The organism is Pseudomonas sp. SK2 (assembly GCF_016772395.1).
Taxonomy (GTDB): domain Bacteria; phylum Pseudomonadota; class Gammaproteobacteria; order Pseudomonadales; family Pseudomonadaceae; genus Aquipseudomonas; species Aquipseudomonas taiwanensis.
The window spans coordinates 1,957,693-1,981,473 of sequence record NZ_CP061944.1 but is presented as its reverse complement, the minus strand read 5'-3'; the positions used below and the strand labels follow the sequence as shown (position 1 = coordinate 1,981,473).

The window sequence follows — 23,781 nt, the reverse complement described above, 5'->3', positions numbered from 1 at the left end:
GTTCGGTTCTCCTTACTTGGCAGCCATGCGCAGCGCGCCGTCGAGGCGAATCACCTCGCCGTTGAGCATGCTGTTTTCAATGATGTGTCGGGCCAGCGCGGCATATTCCTGCGGCCGTCCCAGGCGCGGCGGGAACGGCACGCCAGCGGACAGCGAGTCGCGCACTTCCTGGGTCATGCCGGCCATCATCGGCGTTTCGAAGATACCTGGGGCGATGGTCATCACCCGAATCCCGAAACGCGCCAGTTCGCGGGCGGCCGGCAAGGTCAGGCTGGCGATGGCGCCCTTGGACGCGGCGTAGGCGGCTTGGCCAATCTGCCCGTCATAGGCGGCGATGGAGGCGGTGTTGATGATCACTCCGCGCTCGCCGCCCTCGTCCGGCTGACCTTCGGCCATGGCCGCGGCTGCCAGGCGCAGCAGGTTGAAGCTACCGATCAGGTTGACGTTGATCACCTTGGCGAAGCTGGCCAGGCCGTGCGGCCCCTGCTTGCCCAGCACTTTCTCGGCACCGACGATACCGGCGCAGTTGACCAGCCCGTGAAGGCTGCCGAAGGCGGCGACCGCCGCCTCCACCGCTGCCTTGGCGGCCTGTTCGTCACTGATATCGGCAACCGCGAAACAGGCATTGTCACCCAGCTCGCGGGCCTTGGCTTCGACGGCGGCGGCATTGAGGTCGACCAGCATCACCTTGGCGCCAGCTTCGACCAGCATCTGCGCGGTTGCAGCGCCAAGCCCGGAGGCGCCGCCGCTGACAATGAAGTGCTTATGGCTGATTTGCATGTTGTCTTTCCTTTCAGGCGCTGGCGCGGGTTGCCAGGTGCGCGTGTTGTTTGGCGATTTCCTGGTTGCGCAGGATGAAGCGTTGCAGCTTGCCGCTCGGGGTCTTGGGCAGCTCGCTGACGAATTCAATTTCGCGAGGGTAGGCATGGGCGTACAGACGTTGGCGCACATGCTGGCGCAAGGTTTCCTCCAGCTCCGGGCTGCCGCTGAAGCCCGCGGCCAGCACCACGAAGGCCTTGATCAGCTCGGTACGCTCGGGGTCCGGCTTACCGACCACGGCCGCTTCGATCACCGCCGGGTGTTCGATCAGCGCGCTCTCGACATCGAACGGGCCGACGCGGTAGCCGGAGGTGGTGATCACGTCGTCACTGCGGCCGACGAAACTGATGCTGCCGTCCGCGTTCAACTCGACGGTATCGCCGCTCAGGTAGTACTTGCCGACGAAGGCCTTGGTGGGCAGGCCGTGATAGCCGCCGAACCAGCACAGCGGCGACTGTTCGCGGTCCACCGCCAGAATGCCCGGTTGACCGGCCGGCAGTTCCAGACCTTGCTCGTCCACCACGACGATCCGGTGGCCAGGAATGGAGAAACCAGCCGAACCCAAGTGCACCGGGTGCTGCAATCCATGGTGATTGCACAACACCATGCCCAGTTCGGTCTGGCCGTAGTGATCGTGGATGGTCACGCCCAGCTCATCGGCGAACCAGCGGATCACCTCAGGGTTAAGGGGTTCACCGGCGCTGCTGACCACGCGCAGCCGGCCTTTGATCGGCGTGGAAAACTCGCTGCCCGCGGCGATCAGTAGACGGTAGGCCGTGGGCGAGCCTGCCAGGTTGGTGATACCTAGCTTGTTAATGACCCGCGCGCAGCTTTCGACGCTGAAGGGGCCATCGTAGAACGTCGTGGCATGGCCCAGCGACAACGGGCCGGTGACGGCGTAGTAAAGACCGTAGGCCCAGCCTGGGTCGGCCAGGTTCCAGAAGTTGTCGTCCGGCCGCAGGTCGATGGCATCACGCATGTAGCCCTGGAAGGCGACGATCGCGCGCAGCGGTACTTCAAGAGGCTTGGCCGGACCGGTGGTGCCCGAGGTGAACATCAGCAGGAACGGATCATCGCCGCTGCGCATGACAGGTTCGCAGTGCTGATCGGCAGCAGCCAGAACCTGATGGAAATCCAGTTCGCCTACCGGCGCTTTCACGGTAATGAGGGTCGGGCAGTCGTTCACCTCATCCAGCTTGCTGCGGTTCAGGCTGTCGGTGACCACTACACGAGCATGGGACTGCTCCAGGCGATGCTCGATGGCCTTGGGGCCGAAAGCCGTGAACAGCGGCTGGTACACAGCCCCCAATCGCCACGTGGCGAGAATGGTGATCAGCAGTTCCGGGGTGCGCGGCATCAGACCGGCGACCCGGTCGCCAGCCTGGACACCTTGTGCCTTGAGGACATTGGCAAAGCGTGCGGCCTGCTGCTGAAGCTGGTCGAAGCTGTAGCGTTCGCTTTGGCCGTCACGGCCTTCCCAGATCAGGGCGAGCCTGCCCCCGCCTGCATGTCGGTCGCAGCACTCGACACAGGCATTGAGGGCTTTGAGGTTGCCGTGCAGGGCGGTATGAGCAACCTGTTCGTAGTTGAACGAACGGACGGCCTCGGCGTAATCGCGCATCGTCAGACTCCTGGATTCTTATTGTTGGAGCGCACCATGGGTCTAACGATGTTGTCGCTGCCGACGTCACTCGGCAATGGCCAAACCGCTCAATCGGGATGAGCGGTTTGGCCGTTTCCAGCAGGATTTCAGTTGGCTGGATCCTGCACGCTCAACGCCTCGGCGCTCAAGCGCAGGACCAATCGATGAACGGCGTCGTCGAACGCTCGCTGGATGTGCGCGACACGCTCGGCGTCCTCGGTGCCCTCCTCCTCCAGTTGCTCCCAGAACGGCTGTTTGACCTGCTGGAACTCGGTGGCGTATTGACGTTCCAGGTGCGCGATCCAGAAATCCCGCTGGCTAATATCATTCAACAGCGCATCGGTCGCCGATGCCCAGCGCACTTCGGCTGCGGCATTGCTGAGCTGCATCGGGCTGACCCCGGCCAACTGCTCGAACTGCATGGTTTTCGGTTGTCCTGGAAGATTCAATGTGCGAGCCAGGCCTACGCGATAGGCTAGACTGATCTCGATCGCGTCCACCTGCGCTAACGCGAACTCCCTGGACTGCTCCTCGGGCCACCCAGAGGTACGCAGCCGGTCTACCTCCAAGGTCACCCGCCGTTCCACCTCTTTGCCGGCGATCATCGCAACCCGATCCAGCCTGAACAGTCCACAAGCCAGCTCGAGCAAGGCCTGCTCCTGCCCGCCTGCCGCCGCAGATTGCATCGCCTCAGCCAGCAATACGCGGACTTCGAGCGTGCTGAAGCACGAGATGACCTGGTCGACGCAAGTTCGCACGGCAGCCAGCTCGAACAATTCAGCCCGCAGGGCGGCGTTCTCGCTGGCTGCGGCGATCATCGCCCAAACCCGGCGCGACAGATCCTGCGGTACGTGCTGAAAGTCACTGGTCTGCGTCAGTTCTGCCAGCACTCGGAAGAACGCATCGCTATCGGGCTCGTCCAACAAATCATCCCATTGCAGGCTTCTTGCGGTTCTCGTCGCAGAGTCCGCGAGCTGCAGCCAGGCCGAGCGGGCCAAGCCTGGCGCTTCCGTTGGTCCCGGGGGCTCTACCTGCACCGGGTTGGCAGCGTACAAGCGCTCGCGCTCGGCGACTGGCAGCGCGTTGTTTTCCAACCTGATGGCAAGGCGTACATGCAACGGTGCAAGCAGCAAAGTATCAGGGAGCTGCGCGATCTGGTTGTCACGCAGGTCCGCCGCCTCAAGGTGCAGGCATTGCTCCAGCGCTGTGGGCACGCTGTGCAGATTGTTCCGGCGCAGGTTCAATTCACGCAGACGCGTCAACTGCCCCAGGCGCAAGCTGATCGAGCCTAGTCGGTTGAAGCCCAAATCCAGGGTGTCCAATTGGGTAAGGCCACTTAAAGCCTGGGCGCCCTCTTCGGTCATGCGAATCCGGTTACGCGCCAAGTGCAGTATGCGCAGCTGGCTCACCCCCCCGATACCCGCGGGCAGGCTGGTCAGGGCGTTGTTGCTTAGGTTCAACCCACGCAATCGGCTGAAAGACCCCAGGAAACTTGGCGGCACGTGTTCCAGTTGCAAACCGACCAGTACCAGGTCGGTGATGTGCGCAAAGTCGGTGTTGGCTGGCAGCGCGGGCAGACCTCCGATGTCCAGGCCAACCAGGGTCAGGCGACTGGCCGGTGCAGTGGTGCTCGAAACGCTGTCCTGTGGCCCTCCGAGACGCCAGCTGCGGCGCAGCTCCTCGGAGGCGAAACGACGTGCCCCCCGCTGACGCCCCGCTGGCACCTGCATCACCCATGTCTGCATTGCCCGATCGAGGGCAAGGTACTGCTGGTACTGCCTGATCATCACGGCATATGCAGTCTGCGGCGACTCCAGCAGGGTCGCCACATAGTCCTCCAGTGCTTGGGCACTGTGTGTCGGATACAGTGCGCCCAAGGACTCTAGCAACAAGCGTCGCGAAGGGTGCCGCGCCTCGTCATGCCCGTTGAGCGGATAACCCATACGCCCGTCTGGCAGACGCCGTAGTGAATTCCTCGTAGGTTTTATCTCCCGTGCGCCCAACAACTCGACAAGCGCCTTGTTGTCGGCCGGCAACCAGGCTCGTAGCGCATTGTTGATCTGTTCGCTGGCTTGGGAACCATCCCAGCCCAGGCGCGCCAGATCGTCTCGGGAGAGGTACCTGGCCAACACCTCGCCAATCTCGACAGGGTCGACCTGGTCGACACTCAGTTCGCGTCCTTGCAGGTCGTAGCATTTGAAGCCACCGGCCTGCCTTACCAGAACGGTGGAGATGCGCAGTGGATCATTCTGCGGATGAAGCCGCGCCAGCGGGCGTCCGACATCCGAACCTTCGCGCAGTTCGATGTCCACTGTCGTCGACAGGCGCGCATGCTTGCGCAACAACGCAAAGGCCAGCGCAACCGTGTCCGGATGATAGCTGCCCTTGAGGTACAGCCCTTCGCGGGCACGCGTCAGCCGCGCCAGCTGCAAATGCGCTCGGGCCCGCTCGGCAACGGGCAAAGGAATCCGCTGTTCGCTGCGCATCCAGCGGCGCTGCGTATCGGTTGCCTGCCTGAGTACGTCGAGCGCATAAGCATCGGGCAACCCTTTGAAATCTCTCGAAACCAGGTCCAGCAGAGGGTCCATGGCAAGGTATTTGCGCGAGAAGTGATCGAACAGCTGTTCGTGTACCGCTGCGCCCTCTTCGATCAATGCCACGCGTTGCTCCTGCGATGTCAGCCCCTCCTCGAGCCCGAAGTGCTCGACGCACCACTGGAACAGCTCGGGGTCAACATTCAGCCCTCGATCCAGTTGCTCGAGGAATTCGTCGACACGGGCGTCCACGGCAAAGCGTTCCAGGGTGTCTCGCAGTGCAACCGGGAGCGCCCGCCCCTCGACCAACAGGCCGCGCAGGTGGTCTTGGTCGACATCCGCGACCTTCAGTATCTGCCCGATACGCTCGGGGTCCAAACGGGTTGCCGGTGGCCACAGGCGCCCCAGCAAGAGGGGCGCTCCCTCCCATTCGAGCGGCCGCTCGGATGACAGCCGCCAACCGCGCTCTCCATTGAACGCCAGCTCCGGTCCGAAACCCGATTCGCGCCGTGGATGGCGCAACCGCCACGAACTGCGCCCCGGCACGGGAACCACCTGAAAATACTTGTTATCGTTGTACCACCACTGTCCCAGCGCGTTGGACAACAGGCCATTATCCTGCTCCAGCAAGTCATCCGGCGGTGACGGATCTTCGTAATGGCCGATCTCTGCGGACCATAATCGCGCCCGCCCCTCGCCATCCAGCACGGGCACCATCTGGTCGACGTTGGCGCTGCGTAGGAAGCCGCGGGCGGCCAACGTGGTCCCGGCCGCCAGCGCGGTGCCGATCGCCACTGACTCGACCACACCCAGCAGGTGTTCCAGGGCTTCGTGCTGATGGCCCTGTTTCCAGTCTTCGACCCCTTCGAAAACCTCGGACAGAATCTGCCCCACCCAGTGGGTCACCAACACGGCGCCGATCACCGGCACGAACAACCCGGCCAGGCTGACCAGGCCTATGCCGACGGACTCCAGTGTTCGCAGGTGCTCGGCACTGACGCGGGCGTCGACCTGTGCGGTGGGTACTGCCAGAAAACGCGCATTGTCGCGAATTCGCTGCAACTGCTGCTCGGCCAGCACCTTGAATATCTGCTCATCGATTGCCCCACACGCACAGCTTGCATCGGTCTGATCGTCTGCCAGGCGCTTGTTCAGCGTCGAGAGGTAGGCAGCGCGGTCCGCCATTGCAATCCGCTGAACGAAAGCTTGCCGATAGGCTGCATCGCGCAACAGGGCTCCCAGCGCCCAACTGGCTTGCTGCCAACTGCCGAATGCGCGCAGGGGGCACTCAGGATCGCCAGGCAAGTACAGAATCACACCTTCGATGATGAACGGCGGAACATCCCTGAACGCGGGGTTGAGGCGTTGCAACTCGAAAGCCAATGCACCGTCCACACGACAGCCAAGAACCTCCAACGCCCCTGCACGCACCCTATGGCTATGAGGGTGGGTCAACGGCTGACCAGCCGCGAAGCGCCGCAGCATGTTCACTTCATCGGTGGGCAGCTGCCGTTTCAGCGACGCCAACTCTACGGCCAGCCTCAATTGCGTGCGCTTGTCCTCGGCCAGTGCAGCCCGGTAGTCGGTGTCCAACACGCTGTCGAGATGCTGCTGATACTGTCGACCGACATCCAGCGTCCGGCAGATGTCCACCAGTTGCTCGCTGTCGGTGGTCAACACCCGCTCAGCCTGCCCCGTCGCTGGATCGGCGGGGTACACCAGAGCGGTGTGCTCGAAGAACGACTCGCCTTGCTTGAAGTTCTGCATCAGTTTCAGCACTGCCGGCGAACGCACGAAATACGCTTCGTGCAGTATCGGGCCTGAGGCATCGGCGACCAGCTTTCGACGCTCTTCACGCCATTGCGCCTTGCCCAGCTCTACGGTCAGAGAAAACGACGATTGCAGTTTCTCTTGCAGGCGTTGGGTGACGAATGTATCCAGCGGTTCGAGTCCTGCCAGTGCGACCTGCACCTTGTGCTGGCTCTGCACATGGTGCTCGAAGCAGGTCCGCAGGATTTGCACCTGGGCATACGTGGAGCTTCGGAGCCATTGCGGCAGGAGTTGTGCAATGAAAGCGTCGGTCGCGCGTTCTCGCGGCATATCTTGGGTGGTTTCGATCATGGTGGGTACTGCAGCGATTGATGGACCGCTCACACTGCCGCCACCCGAGGCGCGGCTGAACCGGGAAGGCTACCCACCGAAGCGGCGCTCGCCGCTGCACCCGATGGGTGGCATCCACTGCCTGGCCCAGGCAACGCCGGGCCATTGCGGTGTCATCCCAGTCGCGCCGTTTCGGACCTCAGTTCATGACGGGTCAGTGCCACCCGATGGCGATGCACTGCAGCATCGTGCGCGATCTGAAGGTCGTCCAGGGCGCGCGCGCGTTCGGCCGCTGTTGCCTGTGGATTTTCTGCGTGGTACCTGCCGATGCGAGCCCGGTGCGCCGACTCCAGCACCTGGAAGTCATTGGCGTGACGATTTTCCAGGTAGGACTGCCAGAAGCGGCGTTGACTCAGGTCTTCTGCCAGCTCCTCGATTCCTCCAACCCGTTCGATTCGTTGCCGGTCGCTGAATATCGATTCCTCGGTGATTCCCGGAAGGCTATCGCCATGCATCGTCTGGGGCTGCCCAGGCAAACTCAGCGCCTCTCTGAGCCGCACACGATAGAGCAAGTCGATATCCCGACCATCGACATCCGCCAGGTGCGTGGCACTCGGATCTGCCCGCCGAGCGATGGCCCGTTGCTCGTTCACTCGCACCGTCGCCTCGCGCGAAAGCAAGGCGATAACGTCCAAACGATAGAGGCCACGGCCCAGTGCGATCAGCGCACGCCCCTGCACGCCCTGCACCGCGGCCCGTTCCGCGCGCGCTTCGAACATGCGCACCTGCAAGCGGGTGAACACATCAGCGACACGATTGCGCACGGTAGGCACCTCATCCACCCACTCGAACATCCGCTCGCGCAGCGAAGCATGCTGTTGCAGTTCTTCGAGCAATGACCACACCTGGGTCGCCAGGTACCGGCGTGCCTGAGCGTAGTCAGAGACATACTGCAACTGACCCATCAGCTGAGCGAATGGTCCGCTGCCGCTGGCCCCCATCACGGCGTCCCATGTCGAACCTCGTTCCGACCTCGCGGATTCAGGCAAAATTCCGATCCACAAAGCGCGGATGTCGTCCTGGGACAATCCAGCCTGTGGGGCTTCCGGTATCGTATCGAGTGCGTACAGGCGTATCACCTGCCGGTTGCTCAACAGGTTGCGCTCCACCAAGAATGCCTGACGGAAAGATTGCGGCATCTGTAACGTCTCGGGAGCGACTTCGGCCAGCTGGTTGTCTCGCAAGTCCGCTAATTGCAAGTGTTGGCACAACTCGATGTACCCCGGCCAGAGGCTCAGCCGGCAATGCCGTACGTTCAGCTGAACCAGGTGCTGAAGCTGACCGAAAGGCACGTAGAGCACGCCCAGGGGATTGTAGCTGAGGTCCAACCGCATCAACTGGGGCAGGCTGGCGAGCGCCTGGAAAGCCGACAGGGTCATGCGAATGAAGTTACGCGCCAGGCGCAGGGTACGCAGCTGGGTCATGTGGGCCAGTCCGGTCGGAATGGCCAATAACCGATTGCCGCTGAGATTCAGGTTGTTCACGTTGACGAAACTGTGCAGGAAGTCAGCGGGCACCGCGGTGATCGAGCTGTCATTGATGGCCAAGGACGTCACATGATTGAACTGCACCTGCCCAGGCAACGCAGGCAGACTCGCCAACTCGCCAAGACTCAACGCCAGACGCAAGCCACCCGGCTGCCCGTCAGCGGCCGGCACTTGCTCGCCTTGCCCGCGCCAGGCGCGTAGCACGCGGTCCGAGAGCAGTTGCCGACTGGCCTGCCTTGTCGTGTTCAGCTCAGCCGAGACCCACCTGTTCAGTGCCTGCTGCAACTGCACATGATCATCCTGCAGCGCTGCCAGGCCTGCAAACGGCATGTCTTCACCGTGCAACAGGCGCTGCAGTTCCTGTTCAAGCTGGTCATCGTCCAGACCGGGAAACAGCTGGCGCAAACCATTGAGCAACGTTTGCTTCGATGAACCCTGCGCCGCGCCTTGGCCACGCCCGCTCAGCACGTAGCCGACGCGACCATCGGGCAGCCGTTGACCTGGGTTGAACCAGCGAGGCTGGGCAGGCCAACCGAGCAGTTCGATGCACCGGTCGTGGGCGTTCGGAAGCCGCGTGATCAGCAACTGACGTAACTCATCGGCTGGATCGTCGCCTAGGCCCAGCGCCTGCAATTGGGCCGACGACAGCACTGCCGCGATCGCTTCGAAAATGGTAGTCGGCGCCGTTCTCGAAGGTCTCCATGACTGCCCCTGGCCATCGAACAATTGAAAGTGCCTGCCAACGCGCACCAGGCTGATGCGCCCCGTTTTGGGACCCGCCGGATCGAGTTCGGCCAACAGACGCCCCGTGGGCGTTGCCTCGCGCACTTCCAGGTTCAGATCGGCCGGCCTTCCCGGCAGCTGGCGGAGCAAAGCAATCGCCAGCTCGTCGGTTTCCGCGCAGCTGGCGCTGCCAAGGTAAAAACCTTCCAGCGCACGGGTCAGCCGAGCCACCCGCAGCAAAGACCGCGCCTTGCTTGCCATCGCCAGCGACAAGCGCTGCTGCACAAGCGCTATCTCCAACTCGCTTCTGTCAATGCCGCTGAGCACCTGCGGAATGTAGCCTTTGGGAAGCCCGGGAAAATCACGCGACACCACGAGCGCCAGCGAGGAGCTCGACCGTGGCGCGTAGGCAAAGCTCTCGAACAGCCGCCACCGCATCAGCGGCATCTGCTCGATCAACCTCTCGCGCATCCCCTGCTCGGGACCGGCGACTTCATGTTGAGCAGTGCACCATGCCAGCAGATCTTCTTCATCCTGCCCCAGCGCACCACTGTTCAGGTGGCCGATGAAGGCCTCGATCCGAGCGTCAACTTCGAACCGGCGCAGCGTGTCGGCGAGGTTGATGGGTGCAGGTCGGCTCTCCACCAGCAAACCCCGCAGTTCATCCACGTCCATGCCGGCCACCTGCAGTATCTGCCTGGCCCTTTCAGCATCCACAGGGGACGCTTGCGGCCACAGGCAGTCCAGCATGCGCGCGCCATCGTCCCACTCGAGCGGTTGAGCCTGTTGCAACCGCCAACCGCGCTGACCATTGTGTTGCACGACCGGACCATAGGCGCTGTCACGCAAAGGGTGGCGAAGTCGCCATGGGCCCAGGGGATCGGGGCGATGCACTTCGTAGTAACGGGTCTGCACCCGCATCCAGCGGCGCTTGCCCTGGCCGTACAGGCCGTCCGGCTGCAGACGCCTGTCTTCGGGCATGGTTTCGTAGGGCGTCAAATCACCAGACCAGAGACGCTTGCGATGGGTATCAAGGGCAATCGGCTCAAGCGCATCCACGAAGGCACTGCGCACCACGGCCACGCCCGCGACCGTGGCAACCGTGTAGGCCAGGGCCTCTGCGACACTCAGCACATGCTCCAGGGCCTCGTGCTGATGGCCTTTGGACCAATCAACGGCGCCTTCGAACACGTCGGACAAGGTCTGCACCACCAACTGTCCAAGCAGCAGCGCCCCCACGACCGGGTTGAACAGGCCTACCAGGTTGACAAGCCCCATGCCCACCGACTCCCAACGCTGAATCCGTCGCCCAGCGGCGGCGGCATCGACCTCAGCCGTTGGCACCAACAATAGCCGCGCATCATCCTTGACCTGCTGCACCTGGGCCCTGGCCAAAGTGAGGAACGCATCCTCCACGATCGAGCCTCTGACCAATTGCAGGTCCGGTCGGGCATCCTTCAGGCGCAGATCAAGGGTCTGCAGGAAGGTTGCGCGATGCTCCAGGTGGACTTGCTCCGACAGGCACTGGCGCAAGCCCGGGCGCTGCAGTTCGCTGACCAGCTGCTCGTGCAACTGCGCCAGCGAAGTGAAGCGTCGCAAGGCTTGGTCGGGGGCGCTAGGCAGATAAAGCAGCACGCTTTTTATCACACCATCGAACTCGCGCAGCACGACTAACAGTGCATTGGAAAGCGTCTGCCCCAGCAGCTCGACATGATTGACACTGTGTGGAACCGGTTGCCCGACCGTGTGCGGAATGTGCGTTGCGATGTCACGTAGGGCGATTTGCTCCAACGCGGATATTTCCCCCCGCAGCGCGGCGATTTCGATGGCGAGGATGAATCCACTGCGCTTGTCTTCGGCCAGCAGATTCAGATTCTGCCCGCCATACACCTGTTCGACCTGGTCCTGGTATAGCTTGCCCGCGTCCAACGTCCGGCATCGCTCGGTGAACGCGTCGTCGGCGGCCACCAGCACATCATTGGCACCTTCCAGGACCAAGCCACTGCCCACGTAGAAGCGACTGTCCGCGGCAAATCCCTGCATCAGCTTCGATAGTGCGGGCGAATGGGTGTACTTGGGTTTGTAGACAAAGTCGGGCCACGCCAGCTGCCCCGCAAAATCGGGAGAAACCGTGACCCAGTGCAGATCGGACACCTGTGTGCCTGGAGGCAGTGCATCGCCTAGCAGGGCCTGGAACTGTCGCTCGGCAAACTGCTGCAACGGAAGCAGTTCATGGGTCGCTGCTCGCAACCGATCTTGGCTGGCCTGGTGCCTTTTGAAGCTATCGCGCAGTTTCCTGATCTGCCCGCGCGAGGCTCGCCTCAGCCAGTCCGGTAACTGGGCCTGGATGAAGTCATCGGTAGCGGTCGAAAGCCTTGCTTGTACGGAAGAGGCTTGCTGGGAAGGAGGGATAAGCGTCATGGTGGCTCCGATCTGGGCAGAAAGGGGCCATATGCTTGTACCTAACCCACTCTCAGCTGCAGCTGGAAACGCTTCGACACGCACGGCAGAGGTTGATTCATTCGCTCCCGTCTCGGGCTTGGATCAGCGCCCGATAGTGACCTGGGTTGCAGCCGAACCATTTACGGAAGGCCTTGTAGAACGAGCTGCTGTCGGCAAACCCCAGCCGTTCGGCGATATCGCCCAGGCCCGGCTCGACCTGGGCCAACCAGGCAATCGCCAGCTCGCGTCGTGCGCTGTCCTTGAGGCGTTGGTAGGTCTGCCCCTCCTCCGCCAGGCGCCGGCGCAGGGTTGCGCTGGACAAGCACAAGCCACGCGCCAGGCTGTCGGCATCCGGCCAATGTGCCGGGTCGATCTTCAGCAAATCGCTGCGGATGCGCCTGGCCAGGCTGGCCGGATCGCGGTACTTGACCAGAATGTTGCCCGGCGCTTCGGCAAGAAAGCGCTGCAGCTCCTGGGGCGTGCGCCTAAGCGGCAGGTCCAGGCAGTCGGCGGCGATGATCATGCGGGTACGCGGACGGTCGAATTGCAGGTTCTCGGAAAACATCACCCGGTAGTCGTCGCAGAACGGTGGCTCGGCACAGCGCAGGTCGATAGCCAGGATCGGAATCCGCCGCCCCGCCAGCCAGCAGGCCACACCGTGCACGATCATCCAGAAGGTGAAATAGGTGAACGCGCGCCGTGGCAGGTCACGGGGCTCGTTGACGACGATTTCGGCCAGGCTCTGCTGGCGTACCAGGCTCGGTTGCAGATCCTGCAGCATCAACGACAGAAAGCCCAAGGCAATTTCAAGCCCGGCACCGAGGCTCTGCTGAGCCATGGCTGCGCGGGTCAGAAAGGCAAGGCTGCCCATCGGCAAACCACGGGGGTCCATGGCGAAGAACTCATCGTTGCAACGTCGGGCAAGCAGCCGCCACAGCTTGGCATAGGCGTCGGCAGACACCCTCGCCTGCGCCAGCTCCAGTTGTTCCGGCTCGATGCCGGCGCGAAGCAGCAGGCCCACGTCAGGTGACCCAGCGGGGCATGTCTGCAACAAAGCCTCACGTACCAGTTGCATGGAGATCGTGTCTTTTTCGCTCATTGCCCATCCAACCCCAGGAATGCCTTGATCAAACGTAACTCGCGGCGGCGCTCCAGGCAGCCGACCATGTGCCGGTTGACCAGACCGTCGCCAGCTATGGGCCGAGCCACCACCCGAGGATCGTGGGCCACCTCCACCGATGAGACAATACCGATACCCAGCTCGGCCGCGACGGCCTCTGTCACCGCCTCACGACTGTCCAGTTCCAGCAGCACCCGGGGTTGCACCTTGGCTGCCGCACACGCCTGGTCAAACGTGCGCCGGGTGATCGAGCTGGGTTCACGCAGCACCATGATCTGCTTGTCCAGATCGGCCAGCGCCAGCTCACCCGAGGCATGCGCCCAAGGGTGGCCCACTGGCAACAGCGCACAAATCCGTGAATCACCCAGGCCCTGCAAGTACAGGCCATTGCGCGCCTCGACTTCGGTCAGCACGGCCACATCGGCATGCTCGGACAACAGCGCCGCCAGGGTTTCCTGGGCATTGCCCAGGCGCAGGTTGACCGTGATACCAGGGTAACGCGCGCGCAACTGCGCCAGCATGGGCATCACCCGGTGCGGACCGTCGGCAGCGACTTCCAGGCGCCCGGTCAGCAGTTGCCGATTGGCCTCCAGCATCACCTGTGCTTCTTCTGCCAGGCTGAACATGGCCCGGGTGATGGCTGCCAGGCGCGTACCCTCCTCGGTCAGTTCGACCCGCCGCGCCGTGCGCCGCAACAGCGTGATCTGGTAGTGCTCCTCCAACGCCTTGATGTGCCCGGTCACCGCTGGCTGGCTGATGAACAGACGCGCCGCGGCACGGGTGAAACTGCCTTCACGGGCAACCGCGTCGAATGCACGTAACTGGAACAGGTTCATATCTATCGGCCTGACTTATGACTGGCATAACAACAAACAATTTGATTGATAAAAGGGCGAATTGCAACCTAGCACCCGTAGTTTCAGCGCCACCTCTGTTGGCGGACCACCCGCAGCTTGTGAGGAACCACGGAATGAGCAATGCCCCGATTCTGCTGACCCCCGGCCCACTGACCACATCGCTCCGCACCCGCCAAGCCATGCTGGTGGATTGGGGCTCCTGGGACCGCGACTTCAACCAACTCACCGCCAGCGTCTGCGAGCAATTGCTGGCGATCATCGATGGCAGCGCCAGCCACCACTGCGTTCCCCTGCAAGGCAGCGGCACCTTCGCTGTCGAAGCCGCCATCGGCACCCTGGTGCCCCGCGACGGCAAGGTGCTGGTGCTGATCAATGGCGCCTACGGCCAGCGCCTGGCCAAGATCTGCAAGGTACTGGGCCGCACCTACAGCACTTTCGAGACCGCCGAGGACCAGCCGACCACCGCCGCCGACGTCGACCGCCTGCTGGCCGCCGACCCCACCGTGACACACGTCGCGTTGATCCACTGTGAAACCAGCACCGGTATCCTCAACCCGCTGCCGGAGATTGCCCAGGTCATCAAGCGCCACGGCAAACGCCTGATCATCGATGCCATGAGCTCGTTCGGCGCACTGCCGATCGATGCCCGCAAGATCCCGTTCGAAGCCCTGATCGCCGCCTCGGGCAAGTGCCTTGAAGGGGTACCGGGCATGGGCTTCGTGTTCGCCGAGAAAAATGCCCTGGCCGCCGCCGAAGGCAATGCCCATTCCCTGGCCATGGACTTGCACGATCAACACCAGTACATGGCCAAGACCGGCCAATGGCGCTTCACCCCGCCGACCCATGTGGTCGCTGCCTTGCACGAGGCCCTGTTGCAGTACAACGAAGAAGGCGGCCTGCCAGCACGCCACCAACGTTACGCTGACAACTGCAAGACCCTGCTCGATGGCATGGCAGCCATCGGCCTGCGCAGTTTCCTTCCGGCCGAGATCCAGGCGCCAATCATCGTCACCTTCCATGCACCGAACGACGCCCGCTACCAGTTCAAGGACTTCTATGAACGGGTCAAGGCCAAGGGTTTCATCCTCTACCCAGGCAAGCTGACCCAGGTCGAAACCTTCCGCGTCGGCTGCATCGGCGTGGTCGGAGCAGACGGTATGCAGGCCGCTGTCAATGCCGTGGCCCACGTGCTGCGGGAAATGGAAGTGCTGGACATCTGACCCGCCCAATCACCTCGAACTCCCAGGAACTCGCGCACATGAACTACAGCAACCCCACCCAGCTGCAAGCCGCCATCCTCGACTGGGCCGGCACCGTGGTCGACTTCGGCTCCTTCGCCCCGACCCAGATCTTCGTCGAAGCCTTCGCCGAATTCGACGTCCAAGTGTCCATCGAGGAAGCCCGAGGCCCGATGGGCATGGGCAAGTGGGACCACATTCGCACTCTGTGCGATGTCCCGGAAATCGCCGAGCGCTATCGCAAAGTGTTTGGCCGCACGCCCACCGACGATGACGTCACGGCCATCTATGAACGCTTCATGCCACTGCAGATCGAGAAGATTGCCGTGCACTCGGCATTGATCCCCGGCGCTCTGGACACCCTCACCGGGTTACGCAAGGATGGCCTGAAGATCGGCTCCTGCTCGGGCTATCCGAAAGTGGTGATGGACAAGGTGGTGGAGCTGGCTGCGCAGAACGGTTATGTCGCCGACCATGTCGTCGCCACCGATGAAACGCCCAACGGGCGTCCTTGGCCGGCCCAGGCACTGGCCAACGTGATCGCCCTGGGCATCGACGATGTAGCGGCCTGCGTCAAGGTCGACGACACCGTACCCGGCATTCTCGAAGGCCGTCGTGCCGGCATGTGGACCGTGGCACTGGTGTGCTCGGGCAATGCCCTGGGCCTGACCTGGGAAGGCTACCAGTCATTGAGCGTGGAAAAGCTGGAGCGCGAGCGCCAGCGTATTCGCTCGATGTTCGCAGGGTCGCGCCCGCACTACCTGATCGACACCATCAACGATCTGCCGGAGGTAGTTGCCGATATCAACCGCCGCTTGGCCAAGGGTGAAATGCCGCAGGCCTCCTGACTGGCTGTTGCGACCCCTATCGGCGTGACGACAGGGGTCCGACCCGCTTTACACAGCGCGATTCAACTTCACCCACGAGGCGAACTTGTCGATGAACCCCTGCAGGAACGGCCGGGTCTTGTCACTGAGCTTGCCGGCTTCATCGAACAGGCTCGCCGCCCCACCGATATAGGCTTCTGGCATCTGCATGCACGGCATGTCGAGAAACACCAGCGACTGACGCACGGCGTGGTTGGCACCGAAGCCACCGATGGCCCCCGGCGAGACACTCACCACCGCCGTTGGCTTGCCCGCCCATGCGCTTTGCCCGTAAGGCCTGGATCCCACGTCGATGGCATTTTTCAGGCAGCCAGGCACCGACCGGTTGTACTCCGGGGTAACGAACAGCACGGCATCGCTGCGACGAATTTCGTCACGAAAGTGTTTCCAGGAGTCAGGCGCCGTGGCCTCGACATCCTCGTTGTACAGCGGCAAGTCAGCGATTTCGACGATCCTCAGGGCAAGGCTGGACGGCGCCAGCTCCGAAAGTGCCCTGGCCACCTTGCGATTGTACGAATCCTTGCGCAAGCTGCCGACGACGACCGCTACCGAATACACCTGGCTCATGGCGATTTCCAACCTTTGCTGGGGAATGGGACGTTGTAGTTATAGATGACCGTTCCTCGGTTCCATGGTTTTTTTTCTTGGCCGCTAAAACTTACTGCGGGCCCGAGCGGTCTATGCCTGCAGACATTTCCCAGGCAATTCAGAGGTTTTCACCCAAATGGCAGCAGTAATGGTCGGTCAGTTCCACGCCCGTGACGCCGAAGGCCGTATCTATCCCGTGCATGAATTCCAGGAGTCCACGCTCCAGGTCGACGGCACCACCCTGGGCGCACCGATCACCACTTATCGCCTGGCCATCGGCGACCGGGTCAACCACCTGGGCGAAGACCGCTTCGAACTGGCGCGCACTGGCGTCGAGATCATTCGCATTCCTTGATGCAGTCCACCGTGTAGATGCCGTTCTCGTGCTGCAGCCCATGCACATCGGCGACGAAGCCAGGAAAGCCGCTGTCGAAAGCGCGGGCGAACACCAGGTAATCGAGAATCGAGCGGGTGGTTTCGGTAAAGCGTTCGCCCGGCATGATCAGGGCGATACCCGGCGGATACGGCACCAGCATCACCGCCGCGACCCGCCCCAGCAGCGCCTCGATCGGCACCGCTTCCACCTCGCCGCGCACCATGCGGTCATAGGCCTGGGCCGGGCTCATCACCACCTCGGGCAAGCGTGTGAACAAACGCTTGAACTGCTTGGCGGTAGCATTGGCGCGGTAGCAATCGTGCAGTTGGTTGCACAGGTCCCTCAGGCCCATGCCCTGGTACCGCACAGGTGCCACCGCCACGACACTGGGCAGGCAAGCGCTCAATGCCGTGTTGCCGTCGTAATGGCGTTTGAACTCGAGCAATTCGGTGAGCAAGGTGCTCCATTTGCCTTTGGTGATCCCCATGGAGAACAGCACCAGGAAGCTGTACAACCCCGTCTTCTCCACCACCAGCCCCCGCTCCCAGAGGAACTTGCTGACCACCGCTGCGGGAATACCATGCTCGCCCAGCACGCCGCCGGCATCGAGCCCTGGCATGACCAGCGTGACCTTGAGCGGGTCCAGCAGCACATAGTCGTCCGCCACTTCACCAAAACCATGCCACTGGGCGCCCGGCTGCAGCAACCAATCCTGTACCGCCAGGCGGTGGATGCCCTCGGCGGTCGTCGGCTGCCAGATACTGAACCACCAATCATCCGCTGCGATGTGTTCACGCAAATTGGCCAGGGCCCGGCGAAAACTCAGGGCCTCGTCGAACATTTCCTGCAACAGTGAACGTCCGGCGGGGCCCTCCATCATGGTCGATGCCACGTCCAGCGAAGCCAGGATGCTGTATTGCGGGGACGTGGAAATATGCATCATGAACGCTTCGTTGAAGCGGTCGCGGTCCAGCTGGCGCTGCGCGCCATCCTGCACGTGGATCATCGATGCCTGGCTGAAGGCGGCGAGCAGTTTGTGGGTCGAGTGAGTGCTGAACACCAGCGGGCTGTCCGCCTCACAGACAGTGCCCATGGCGTAGCGATTGTCGAAGAACTCATGAAATGCCGCATAAGCGAACCAGGCTTCATCGAAATGCAACACCTCGACGCTGGCACCCAGCGCCTGTTTGATCAACCCGGCGTGGTAGCACAGCCCGTCGTAGGTAGAGTTGGTCACCACCGCCAGCTTGATCCGGGCTCCACGGTCGCGCGCAAGAGGGTTGGCCTGGATTTTCGCCCGGATGGCCTCGGCACTGAACTCACTGAGCGGGATCGGGCCGATGATGCCCAGCTCGTTGCGCTCCGGGCACAGGTAGATGGGGATGGCCCCGGTCATGATGATCGCATGCACTACCGACTTGTGGCAGTTGCGGTCTACCAGTACCAGGTCGTCACGGCCAACCATGGCATGCCAGACGATCTTGTTGGCCGTCGAGGTACCATTGATCACGAAGAACGTGTGGTCGGCACCGAAGTTGCGGGCGGCGCGGGCCTCCGCAGCTGCCAGTGGGCCGGTGTGATCGAGCAGCGAGCCGAGCTCGGGCACTGAAACCGAGAGGTCGGAACGCAGGGTGTTTTCCCCGAAGAACTGATGAAACGCCAAGCCTACGGGGGTTTTGCGGTAGGCCACGCCACCGCCATGACCGGGGGTGTGCCAGGAATAGTTCGATTGCGCGGTATGCTGGACCAAGGCTTTGAAGAATGGCGGCAGCAAGCCATCGAGATAATTATGAGCGGCTCGGGCCACTTGCCGTGCCAGGAATGGCACGGTGTCTTCGAACAGGTAGAGGATGCCGCGCAGTTGGTTGAGCTCGCCCATGGCCTCGGCGGGCGCATTCTCCAACGTGACCTGCTCGCCCAGGGCGAAAATAGGCAGGTCCGGGGCACGCAGGCGTGCCAGGCGAATCAACTCGGCCATGTTCTGCAGCAGGTGGGTATTCTCGCCGACACCTTCGGCGGCGACCAGCATGCACGCCAGTCCGTGGTGAGTGGCGGCAACCAGACGGGCCTCGGCATGGTCGGCCGCGGCGAGGATGGCGAAACCGTCCTGGCTCAGCTCCTCGGCTATACCGCGTATACGCTCCCCGGCAACACTGTCGGCCTTGATTGCCCGGTGGACAATGAGAATGGGGAACTTGAGGTCCTTGTACATCAGCTACTACCCCCTTTCGAACAGGTCATGCTGTTCAGGGTAGTTGAGGATCTGGGCAGCCCCTGCAGGCGCCGGCTTGCCGGCAATCAGCCCGGTACGGTCAGCGAATTACCCGGCAGGCGTTTCCGTCAATACCTGCCACATCGCCGGCCCGCCCGCCGACTTGGCGATTGCCGCCAACCGCTCGGCATGGGCTTCCAGTTCCTCGGCAGTGGCCATGATCACCCGCCCCGGCGCGCGCCCGGTAATGCGGCGAATCTCGCTGCCAGCACCGCCCTGCCCCTGCTGATCGTTATCGCCACCATGGCCTGCCAGTGACAGGCTGGTTTGGCCACCCGTCATCGCCAGGTAGACGTCAGCCAGCAGTTCCGAGTCGAGCAAGGCGCCGTGCAATTCACGGCCTGAGTTGTCGATGTCGTAGCGTTTGCACAACGCATCGAGGCTGTTGCGCTGCCCTGGATGACGGGCACGGGCCAGCAACAGGGTGTCAAGGATGGTGCAGTGCTGGGAGATATCAGCGCGGTCGTGCTGCCCGAGCAAGGCGAATTCGTTGTTGATGAAGCCTACGTCGAACGCCGCGTTGTGGATGACCAGCGTGGCGCCCTGGATGAACTCGAAGAACTCCTCGGCCACATCGGCAAAACGCGGCTTGTCGACGAGGAAGGCATCGGTGATACCGTGAACGCCAATGGCGCCCTCGTCACTCTCGCGATCAGGTTGCAGATAGACGTGGAAGTGGCGCCCGGTCAGGCGCCGGCCGATGACCTCGACACAGCCGATCTCGATGATTCGATGGCCTTCGCTCACCGGCATGCCGGTGGTTTCGGTATCGAGAATGACCAGCCTGGTATCTTGCTGCTGCTCCACGCGGAGGGCTCCAACTTGCATCTATGACAAAGGGGCGGATTGTACCCCAGCTCAACCCTGGGTGCGCACTTCGTCGACGCCGCGGTTGGCCAATTGGTCGGCACGCTCGTTGCCGGGGTGGCCGATGTGACCGCGCACCCACTTCCAGGTCACCTTGTGACGATTGACTTGCTCATCGAGCTGCTGCCAAAGGTCGGCGTTTTTCACCGGTTCCTTGGAAGCTGTCTTCCAGCCCCGTTTCTTCCAGTTGACCATCCACTCGTTGATACCCTTCATGACGTACTGCGAGTCGGTGGTCAGCACCACCTCGCATTCGCGCTTGAGCGCCATCAGCCCCTGGATCGCGGCCATCAGTTCCATACGGTTGTTGGTGGTTTCGCGCTCGCCGCCCCACAGCTCTTTCTCGACGCCCTTGTAGATCATCAGGACGCCCCAGCCACCAGGGCCAGGATTACCCTTGCAGGCACCATCGGTGTAGATTTCGACGCTATCGCTCATGTACCACTCGTTTAAAATGCAGTGTGTCGGCCACGCGGGGCCTGTCAGGGCTCGTTGCGCTCGCGGTTGACCTTGGCCATCGGCAGTGGCAGCAACTTGCCCATGGGTTCGCGGCGTTGCTGACGCAGCGGCCGCAGGCCAACCACCATCTTGCGCGCCACCAGCAGGTACACCCCGCCACCGGCGCTCTGCCAGCCCCCGGCCACCCGTTCCCAGCCTGCCAGGCGTTGCTGCCAGGCGGGCGAGGCAAGCGGCGGACGATAGCACCCGAAGCGGCGTTTCTCCAGCGCGAAACCCAGCAGGTTGAGCCAGTCGCCCACTCGCGACGGCGAGATGCAGCGGGCCTTGCGCAGGGCGCCATGGCTGAAGAGATGACGCACGCCCCAACTGCTCCAGGGGTTGATACCGACGATCAGCAGGTGCCCGCCGGGGCGCACGGCGCTGGCTGCCTCGCGCAGCAGCCCGTGGGGCGACAGGCAGAAATCCAGGCCATGTTGCAGCACCACCACGTCGGCGGCGTGCTCGCCGAGCGGCCAGGCCTGTTCTTCGCAGACGATCTCCACACCCGGCAGCGGCGCGCCGAGGCGAACGTTGCGCTGAACCTGCGGCGCACTGGGGGGCGCATCGGCGCAGGGGCCGTAGTGCACCAGGAAGCCGCCAAAAAAGCGCCCCAGTTCTTCTTCGAGCAGTTTGTCCTCTTCCTCGAGCATCAGTCGCCCGAGTGGCCCGTTGAACCAGTCACGGGCCAGGCTGATCAGCTCGACCCAGTCCGGGTCGGCCTGGGCAAAGGCTTGGTCGGTCATTGCGCTCTCCCTCGAAGGTTCTCGCACCGCGCCATCGCGGCTAAGATGCCTTCATGTGCCGCTTGGCGATTCGGATCCGCACCATGATACAGATCGATGCTCTCCCCGCTTTCTCCGACAACTACATCTGGTTGTTACAGGATACTGCCAAACGCCGTTGCGCGGTGGTCGATCCTGGTGACGCCGGCCCAGTGGAGGCCTGGCTGACCAGTCACCCAGGCTGGGTGCTGGAAGACATCCTGGTCACCCATCACCATAACGACCACGTTGGCGGTGTCGAGCGGCTCAAGCGCCTGACCGACGCCCGTGTCTGCGGCCCGGCCCACGAGCGTATTCCGTGCCGCGACCTGGCGCTGGACGAGGGCGACCAGCTGACCGTACTGGGCGTGACCTTCCAGGTGCTGGCCGTGCCCGGCCATACCCTCGGGCATATCGCCTACTTCAGCGACCAACCGTCAACCCCGCTGCTGTTCAGTGGCGACACACTGTTCGCCGCCGGCTGCGGCCGCATGTTCGAAGGGACCCCAGAACAGATGCAACCGGCCCTCGCCCGCCTGGCGGCCTTGCCCGAGCGTACCGAGGTCTACTGCGCCCACGAGTACACCCTGAGCAACCTGCGTTTCGCCAGGGCCGTGGAGCCCTCCAACCCGCACGTTCTGCAGCGTTTCGAGGACGTTACCCGGCTGCGCGCCGACAATCGCATCACCTTGCCATCAACTATCGGCCTGGAGCGGCTCACCAACCCCTTCCTGCGTACCGCTGAAACATTAGTTAAACAAAAAGCAGACGAATGGAAGGGACATTCAAACCCCACGCAGGTCACTGTTTTTGCTGCCTTGAGGTCTTGGAAGGACACCTTCTGATAACCTCAAGATATATCGCAAACCGTGGTCAACGGTTGACCCGGGAGGGACCGGTTTCTAGAATCGCCGAAATTTTTCGCCCGGAAACCTGTCCCAGCCGATGTCTTCCCGTAGCCGCAGAACCTCTCATTCCGTCGCCCTGACGCGCCTGGCCAAAATCAGTGCGCTGGCCCTGGCCGCCACCTTGGTGGGTTGCCAGAGCACCCGTCAGCTCGACGAATCCGACAGCGTTCGCGCGCACAACTACCAGGCTCGGATCAAGCACAAGCCTTCGCCACTGGCGGTCAAGCCTGCCGACCAGGCACCCCAGGATGTGTGGGAGCGCATGCGCCAGGGCTTCGCCCTGCAGGACAACATCGACGTCAACCCGCGCATCGAGCAGCAGCGCCTGTGGTTCGCCAGCAACCCGACCTTCCTCGAAAGCGCTGGCGAGCGAGGCAGCCTGTACCTGCACTACATCGTCGAGCGGCTCGAAGAACGCGACATGCCGCTGGAGCTGGCGCTGCTGCCTGCCATCGAAAGTGCCTACAACCCGATGGCCTACTCCCGCGCCCATGCCGTCGGCCTGTGGCAGTTCATCCCGTCCACCGGTCGCCACTTCAACCTGCGCCAGACCAACTTCTACGATGGCCGCCGCGACATCACCGCGTCCACCAACGCTGCACTGGACTACCTGACCCGCCTGCACGACATGTTCAACGGTGACTGGCTGCTGGCCCTTGCCGCCTACAATGCGGGAGAAGGCACGGTCAGCCGGGCTATCGAGCGGAACGAGAGGCTTGGCCTGCCCACCGACTACTGGAACCTGCCGCTGCCACAGGAAACCCGCGACTACGTGCCCAAGCTACTGGCCCTGTCGCAGGTGGTGATGACGCCGGAGGCCTATGGCGTGAACCTGAACCCCATCGCCAACGAACCCTATTTCGAAGCCGTGGCGATCAACGATCGCCTCGACCTGTCACGGGTGGCCGCCTTTGCCAACATCGACGAAGACGAACTGATCCAGCTAAACCCGGCGTTCAAGAAGCGCATGACCGTCGATGGCCCCAAGCAACTGCTAGTGCCAACGGCCAAAGCGCAACTGCTGTCCGACAGCCTGAACAACCTCAAGCCAGAACAACTGGTCAGCCTGCAGCCGCGCAAGGCCGTGTTCGAGGCTGCGGTCGCCGAGGCCAAGGCTCCTGCGGCGCGCAGCTACCGGGTCAAGCGTGGCGACAACCTGGCCAGCATCGCCAAGGCCAACCGTGTTTCAGTGAAGGATATCCAGCGCTGGAACAAACTCCAGGGCAATCGCCTGCGTGCAGGCCAGGTACTGGCCCTGCGTGGTGGCAACGCGCCCAGCGCGGCGGGCAACCGTGTAGCGTCGTCGCAGAAGCGTTCCACCCAATACAAGGTGCGCAAAGGTGATTCGCTGTACCTGGTGGCCAAACGTTTCAACGTCGAGATGAAACACCTCAAGCGGTGGAACCCGCGCAGCGGGCATGCCCTCAAGCCAGGGCAGACCCTGACGGTTTACCTGTCGCACTGATGTGCATCGGGTTGCTTGGCAGCTTGTGGGCGCGGGTTAACCCGTGCGGCACGCGACGCGGTGCATGGCACCGGCTTCGCCGGTGATCGCCGGCAAGTCGGCGCCTACCGATAAACGCTGACTCGATGAATTGGCGG

General features: G+C 62.8%; 16 protein-coding genes. 5 read left to right on the top strand and 11 right to left on the bottom strand.

Translation table 11 applies throughout. The annotated features are described in order from the left end of the window. Positions 1-12: 12 nt before the first annotated feature. The 6 genes from IF103_RS08755 to IF103_RS08730 all read right to left on the bottom strand — a co-directional run bounded on the left by IF103_RS08755 (position 13) and on the right by IF103_RS08730 (position 13,763). Complete coding sequence (locus IF103_RS08755; protein WP_023379756.1) at positions 13-780, bottom strand: SDR family NAD(P)-dependent oxidoreductase; 768 nt, start codon at positions 778-780, stop codon at positions 13-15. 13 nt (positions 781-793) lie between these two features. After that, the gene (locus IF103_RS08750; RefSeq protein WP_104881960.1) at positions 794-2,440 is read right to left on the bottom strand and encodes an acyl-CoA synthetase; all 1,647 of its coding nucleotides are present in this window, start codon (positions 2,438-2,440) and stop codon (positions 794-796) included. A 128-nt stretch (positions 2,441-2,568) separates the two neighbouring features. Continuing rightward, positions 2,569-7,116, bottom strand: coding sequence for an NEL-type E3 ubiquitin ligase domain-containing protein (locus IF103_RS08745; protein ID WP_202676030.1), 4,548 nt, complete (start codon positions 7,114-7,116; stop codon positions 2,569-2,571). 152 nt (positions 7,117-7,268) lie between these two features. Further along, a complete protein-coding gene (locus IF103_RS08740; protein ID WP_202676029.1) occupies positions 7,269-11,786 on the bottom strand; it encodes an NEL-type E3 ubiquitin ligase domain-containing protein in 4,518 nt (1,505 codons plus the stop codon). A gap of 97 nt (positions 11,787-11,883) precedes the next feature. After that, a complete protein-coding gene (locus IF103_RS08735; RefSeq protein ID WP_023379753.1) occupies positions 11,884-12,906 on the bottom strand; it encodes an AraC family transcriptional regulator in 1,023 nt (340 codons plus the stop codon). After that, entirely contained in the window at positions 12,903-13,763 is an 861-nt protein-coding gene (locus tag IF103_RS08730; RefSeq protein ID WP_027907629.1) for a LysR substrate-binding domain-containing protein, read from the bottom strand. The genes IF103_RS08735 and IF103_RS08730 overlap by 4 nt, the downstream gene beginning before the upstream one ends. Positions 13,764-13,897: 134 nt before the next feature. Between IF103_RS08730 and IF103_RS08725 the strand changes: the two genes are divergently transcribed. Together IF103_RS08725 and phnX are read left to right on the top strand one after the other, a co-directional pair. Next, complete coding sequence (locus IF103_RS08725; protein WP_023379751.1) at positions 13,898-15,004, top strand: 2-aminoethylphosphonate--pyruvate transaminase; 1,107 nt, start codon at positions 13,898-13,900, stop codon at positions 15,002-15,004. Positions 15,005-15,042: 38 nt separating this feature from the next. Next, positions 15,043-15,870, top strand: a complete 828-nt coding sequence (phnX, locus tag IF103_RS08720; protein WP_023379750.1) for a phosphonoacetaldehyde hydrolase — start codon at positions 15,043-15,045, stop codon at positions 15,868-15,870. Between the two features lie 48 nt (positions 15,871-15,918). Here the strand turns inward: phnX and IF103_RS08715 are convergent, their stop codons facing one another. Further along, the gene (locus IF103_RS08715) at positions 15,919-16,476 is read right to left on the bottom strand and encodes an NADPH-dependent FMN reductase (protein ID WP_023379749.1); all 558 of its coding nucleotides are present in this window, start codon (positions 16,474-16,476) and stop codon (positions 15,919-15,921) included. A gap of 157 nt (positions 16,477-16,633) precedes the next feature. On the opposite strand from IF103_RS08715, the gene IF103_RS08710 reads away from it, so the two are divergent. Next, positions 16,634-16,852 carry a hypothetical protein gene (locus tag IF103_RS08710; protein ID WP_023379747.1) on the top strand — a complete coding sequence of 73 codons (219 nt, stop codon included), beginning with the start codon at positions 16,634-16,636 and terminating at the stop codon, positions 16,850-16,852. Here IF103_RS08710 and IF103_RS08705 read toward each other — a convergent pair. The 4 genes from IF103_RS08705 to IF103_RS08690 all read right to left on the bottom strand — a co-directional run bounded on the left by IF103_RS08705 (position 16,836) and on the right by IF103_RS08690 (position 21,253). Next, positions 16,836-19,085 carry an Orn/Lys/Arg family decarboxylase gene (locus tag IF103_RS08705; RefSeq protein ID WP_023379745.1) on the bottom strand — a complete coding sequence of 750 codons (2,250 nt, stop codon included), beginning with the start codon at positions 19,083-19,085 and terminating at the stop codon, positions 16,836-16,838. The genes IF103_RS08710 and IF103_RS08705 overlap by 17 nt on opposite strands. A 108-nt stretch (positions 19,086-19,193) precedes the next feature. Continuing rightward, complete coding sequence (dnaQ, locus tag IF103_RS08700) at positions 19,194-19,952, bottom strand: DNA polymerase III subunit epsilon (RefSeq protein ID WP_202676028.1); 759 nt, start codon at positions 19,950-19,952, stop codon at positions 19,194-19,196. Positions 19,953-20,003: 51 nt separating this feature from the next. Then, complete coding sequence (gene rnhA, locus IF103_RS08695; protein ID WP_023379742.1) at positions 20,004-20,450, bottom strand: ribonuclease HI; 447 nt, start codon at positions 20,448-20,450, stop codon at positions 20,004-20,006. Positions 20,451-20,494: 44 nt separating this feature from the next. Then, positions 20,495-21,253 (bottom strand): class I SAM-dependent methyltransferase, encoded by a 759-nt coding sequence (locus IF103_RS08690; protein ID WP_023379740.1) that lies wholly within the window; start codon positions 21,251-21,253, stop codon positions 20,495-20,497. Between the two features lie 83 nt (positions 21,254-21,336). On the opposite strand from IF103_RS08690, the gene gloB reads away from it, so the two are divergent. Together gloB and IF103_RS08680 are read left to right on the top strand one after the other, a co-directional pair. After that, the gene (gloB, locus tag IF103_RS08685) at positions 21,337-22,116 is read left to right on the top strand and encodes a hydroxyacylglutathione hydrolase (protein WP_023379738.1); all 780 of its coding nucleotides are present in this window, start codon (positions 21,337-21,339) and stop codon (positions 22,114-22,116) included. A gap of 100 nt (positions 22,117-22,216) precedes the next feature. Then, positions 22,217-23,644 (top strand): transglycosylase SLT domain-containing protein, encoded by a 1,428-nt coding sequence (locus IF103_RS08680; RefSeq protein ID WP_202676027.1) that lies wholly within the window; start codon positions 22,217-22,219, stop codon positions 23,642-23,644. The last annotated feature ends 137 nt before the right edge of the window (positions 23,645-23,781 follow it).

Bases quoted from the DNA above. Each gene is read 5' to 3' on its own strand.
- IF103_RS08755 (WP_023379756.1), bottom strand. From the start codon at position 780: ATGCAAATCAGCCATAAGCACTTCATTGTCAGCGGCGGCGCCTCCGGG.
- IF103_RS08750 (WP_104881960.1), bottom strand. From the start codon at position 2,440: ATGCGCGATTACGCCGAGGCCGTCCGTTCGTTCAACTACGAACAGGTT.
- IF103_RS08745 (WP_202676030.1), bottom strand. From the start codon at position 7,116: ATGATCGAAACCACCCAAGATATGCCGCGAGAACGCGCGACCGACGCT.
- IF103_RS08740 (WP_202676029.1), bottom strand. From the start codon at position 11,786: ATGACGCTTATCCCTCCTTCCCAGCAAGCCTCTTCCGTACAAGCAAGG.
- IF103_RS08735 (WP_023379753.1), bottom strand. From the start codon at position 12,906: ATGAGCGAAAAAGACACGATCTCCATGCAACTGGTACGTGAGGCTTTG.
- IF103_RS08730 (WP_027907629.1), bottom strand. From the start codon at position 13,763: ATGAACCTGTTCCAGTTACGTGCATTCGACGCGGTTGCCCGTGAAGGC.
- IF103_RS08725 (WP_023379751.1), top strand. From the start codon at position 13,898: ATGAGCAATGCCCCGATTCTGCTGACCCCCGGCCCACTGACCACATCG.
- phnX (WP_023379750.1), top strand. From the start codon at position 15,043: ATGAACTACAGCAACCCCACCCAGCTGCAAGCCGCCATCCTCGACTGG.
- IF103_RS08715 (WP_023379749.1), bottom strand. From the start codon at position 16,476: ATGAGCCAGGTGTATTCGGTAGCGGTCGTCGTCGGCAGCTTGCGCAAG.
- IF103_RS08710 (WP_023379747.1), top strand. From the start codon at position 16,634: ATGGCAGCAGTAATGGTCGGTCAGTTCCACGCCCGTGACGCCGAAGGC.
- IF103_RS08705 (WP_023379745.1), bottom strand. From the start codon at position 19,085: ATGTACAAGGACCTCAAGTTCCCCATTCTCATTGTCCACCGGGCAATC.
- rnhA (WP_023379742.1), bottom strand. From the start codon at position 20,450: ATGAGCGATAGCGTCGAAATCTACACCGATGGTGCCTGCAAGGGTAAT.
- IF103_RS08690 (WP_023379740.1), bottom strand. From the start codon at position 21,253: ATGACCGACCAAGCCTTTGCCCAGGCCGACCCGGACTGGGTCGAGCTG.
- gloB (WP_023379738.1), top strand. From the start codon at position 21,337: ATGATACAGATCGATGCTCTCCCCGCTTTCTCCGACAACTACATCTGG.
- IF103_RS08680 (WP_202676027.1), top strand. From the start codon at position 22,217: ATGTCTTCCCGTAGCCGCAGAACCTCTCATTCCGTCGCCCTGACGCGC.